The organism is Paraburkholderia sp. BR14320 (assembly GCF_040948665.1).
Classification (GTDB): domain Bacteria; phylum Pseudomonadota; class Gammaproteobacteria; order Burkholderiales; family Burkholderiaceae; genus Paraburkholderia; species Paraburkholderia youngii.
The window spans coordinates 1-3,375 of record NZ_JBFPKG010000139.1 but is presented as its reverse complement, the minus strand read 5'-3'; the positions used below and the strand labels follow the sequence as shown (position 1 = coordinate 3,375).

Annotated in this window: 2 protein-coding genes and 1 pseudogene; all 3 read right to left on the bottom strand. The window is 58.3% G+C overall.

What is annotated here, in order from left to right; genetic code table 11:
- Positions 1–461: 461 nt before the first annotated feature.
- The 3 genes and pseudogenes from AB3X89_RS39145 to AB3X89_RS39135 all read right to left on the bottom strand — a co-directional run bounded on the left by AB3X89_RS39145 (position 462) and on the right by AB3X89_RS39135 (position 3,132).
- Positions 462–2,126: a peptidoglycan D,D-transpeptidase FtsI family protein gene (locus tag AB3X89_RS39145; RefSeq protein ID WP_368587929.1), complete on the bottom strand. Its 1,665-nt coding sequence runs from the start codon at positions 2,124–2,126 to the stop codon at positions 462–464.
- 387 nt (positions 2,127–2,513) lie between these two features.
- Positions 2,514–2,645: pseudogene (locus tag AB3X89_RS39140) on the bottom strand (cupin); the annotation flags it as partial.
- Complete coding sequence (locus AB3X89_RS39135; protein ID WP_368587930.1) at positions 2,602–3,132, bottom strand: transposase; 531 nt, start codon at positions 3,130–3,132, stop codon at positions 2,602–2,604. The pseudogene AB3X89_RS39140 and the gene AB3X89_RS39135, both read right to left, overlap by 44 nt.
- Between the last annotated feature and the right edge of the window lie 243 nt (positions 3,133–3,375).

Genomic DNA, 3,375 nt, shown 5'->3' with positions numbered 1-3,375 from the left:
TGATGATAATACGTCGTCGTATGATTTTATAACCATCATTTTTCGCAACGGTCCCGCCCATTTCGCCCACTCATGAATGTCGCGAAAAATCCGTGAGTTGCAAGAGGCCGAAACCCGCAATCTGTTGATCATGAACACGATATCCATAACGCCCGTCCCTCAAACCCCGTTTACCCGGGACCCAAATTCAACAGCCTGTTAGTTAGGGCGCAGGGAAGGGACTTACACATCAGTCGAGAGGTTAGCTTGATAACACTTGACGAACCGCTGCTCATGGAAGGCACCTCGCCGCGACTCAATACGAAACAATGCAGTTCTCTGCCTCTTCGCATACGTTCTGCCGGACGCACCCTGCTATGGCCACATTATCCCGGTTCACTTCGGGCACACTTGCACTCATGCGACGCCTCTCTCGTCAGCATTCGCGATCGAATCGACCGGCGGCAACTCGTCCTCGAGGTCTAACGGAAGTCTCCGTTCGCAACTGGGCCGTCCTTGGCATCTGGCATCGGCATGTCGGGCGCCACGCCAAGTTCATGCATCGCTGCGTACGCGATCCGGGCGAACACCGGCCCGGACACGTCACCGCCGAAATGTTTGGCTCCTTGGGGCTTGTCTACAGATACAGCTATCACGAGCCTTGGACTCCGGATCGGAATGATCCCCACGAACGATGCACGGTAGGCGTTGCGCTCATAGCCGTGCCGCGTCGCAGTGTAGGCCGTGCCCGTTTTACCGCCGACGCTATAGCCAGGCACCTGCGCGTCCGGAGCAGTACCGTCCTTGGAAACGACACTCTCCAGCATCGCCCGCATTTGGTCGGTAGTCCGTTGCGTGAATACCTGTGTGTCCGCCACAGTCGAGCCGTCTCGTTTGTATAGCGTAAGTGGAACGAGCCGACCATTGTTGGCGAACACCGTGTATGCCTCCGCAAGCTGGACGAGTGACATCGAGACGCCGTAGCCGTAAGACATCGTCGCCTGTTCGATTCGCCGCCATTTACTCCATGGTCTCACGATGCCGGCAGCCGCGCCTGGAAAGCCAAGCTTGGGCTGCCGGCCAAAACCCAATGCCGAGTAAAGCCCCCAGATTTCCTCGGGCTTCATCGTCAGGGCAATCTTCGATGCGCCAATGTTGCTGGACTTCTGGATGACCTGGGCGACAGTCAGCGTACCGAAGTTCGCATCGTCAGTGATAACCGCGCCGTCAAGCGAAAATCGCCCGTCGGTTTCCACAATCGAACTGGGTGTAAACCGACCCAGGTCGAGCGCGAGCGATACGGTTAGAGGCTTCATGATTGAGCCCGGTTCGAACACGTCGGTCACGGCGCGGTTGCGCAACGCGGGGCCGCGCAGGGCCGACCTGTCGTTGGGATCGTAGCTCGGGTAATTTGCAAGCGCGAGAATTTCTCCGGTGGGTCCGTCAACCACGATCGCGGATCCGCTTTCTGCATGGCTCGAAGTGACTGCGTCCCGAAGAGCCTTGTAAGCGATGTACTGGATGTTGCAGTCAAGCGCGAGCTCGATATCCGCCCCATGTTTAGCACTCTTTACGCTCCCGAGGTCACTCACGATATGGCCGACCCGATCGTGCACGACGAGTTCTCTCCCGTCCACCGAGTTGAGCTCACTTTGCGCTCCGAGTTCAACACCCTCCTCGCCACGGCCCTCCGTATCCGTGAAACCGACCACCTGAGCGGTAACTGCACCTTCCGGGTACACGCGCTTATGTTCGGGCCGCTCATAAATACCTGGGATGGCGAGTTCTTCGACCTGACGGGCGGCGTCTCGCGAGATCTGATGCTTCAGATAGACGAACGTCTTGTCGCTTTCAATTTGAGTGTTCAGTTGCTGATCTGACATTCCTAGCAATTGCGCGAGCATGGCGAGCTTGCCTGGCTGCACATTGTCCGGAATCCCGCTTGCGTCCGCACACACTGCCATCGTTGGGACACTCATAGCCAGCACGCGACCGTTGCGGTCGACGATTCGGCCTCGATCGGTTTGCAGGTCGATGACATGCTCGACACGCTCGTCTCCTTTCGATTGGTAGTAGCGACTATGGAGCACCTGAATCCAAAGGGCACGTGCGATGCACGCAGCGAAACCGATCGTTATCAAGGCCATTACGACCGTGGATCTGCCTCGGTGGCTGGAGGCCTTCAGGACCGGGCTTTCATTGAAAGTTACGCGACGGGTCATTTACGAAGCACACAGGGACTCTCACTTACGGCAGGAGCTGCCAACACCAGTGACATGTTCTGCTGGCAAGAAAGCAGTGAGAGTTTTCGTTGTAAGCGCACATGGAGCGACCCCGGCTCCGCGGAACAGAAACATTTGATAACCGCCTCTTCAGGCAATTTTGTCGCGTCATGCGAAAGATGACGACGCGCGCCTTGGGGCACGCATGGACGAAGGCTGAGCGCGGCGTCGCTACCGTAGAATATCTCTGTTCTGTCGGCCCGTAGAGCACTGCGACGTTCTGCCGCCACCGGCGGACCGTCCGCCTCGCGTTTATCGCGCGAACTGGATGTCGAGAGACCGCAGATAAGTCTGCAGGCCAGCATCTTGCAACGGGATAACGTGCGCGGCTTCGTCGGACTCATTGAAGTGGGCGTGCCAGTAGCCAGGGGGCGTGACGAAGGCCTTTGTCCGGATGGGTACGAGTTCCCGTGCCATGGACGCGACTAGGCATTTTTGACGCAAACCGGTTTGAAGGCGTCCACCGGTTCAGCAGGTTGGCGATGATTACGCCTTCGCCTTCCTGCGACACAAGCTCCTGCGTGAGCAGGCGCTCGCCGATGCAGCGCTTGATGCGCGAGATCTGTGCCTCGGCCAGCGAGCGCACACCGTAGCCGTATTTCTTGTGAAATGCATAGATGTCTTTGTCCTCGATGTATCTGACGATCTGGTCATGCCGGCGGGTTTGCTCCTCGCCGTGTACGACAGCGTGAGCTGGCGGTGGGATGACGGGCGTCACGCCCGCGCCTGAAAGTGCTTCGGTACGCTCGATGCTGTAATACGCGCCATCGGCAATCACCCGATCCATCGGCACATCAGCGGGCAGCACGGCGTCCATTCCTTCGCTATCCGATACTTCTGTAGTGGTGATGCGGATCGCGTGTACGTTCATGTCAGCGTCGATCGACAGATGCATCTTGCGCCACACCTCCTGTGAAGCGAACCGTTCGCCCAGCTGACTGGCGCTGGGCACCGGGATGTCCAGCCCGCGAGTCTCCCAGTAGTCCTCATATAGCCGGTGATCTGCCGCATCCCCCAACCGAACAGCCGGTAGAAGGTAAAGATCAGCTCCATGTACGCCGTGGTGTAGGTCGGCTCACGCCCCGACACGCCCGGCGTACGGATCTTTGCGTTG

Bases quoted from the DNA above. Each gene is read 5' to 3' on its own strand.
- AB3X89_RS39145 (WP_368587929.1), bottom strand. From the start codon at position 2,126: ATGGCCTTGATAACGATCGGTTTCGCTGCGTGCATCGCACGTGCCCTT.
- AB3X89_RS39135 (WP_368587930.1), bottom strand. From the start codon at position 3,132: ATGAACGTACACGCGATCCGCATCACCACTACAGAAGTATCGGATAGC.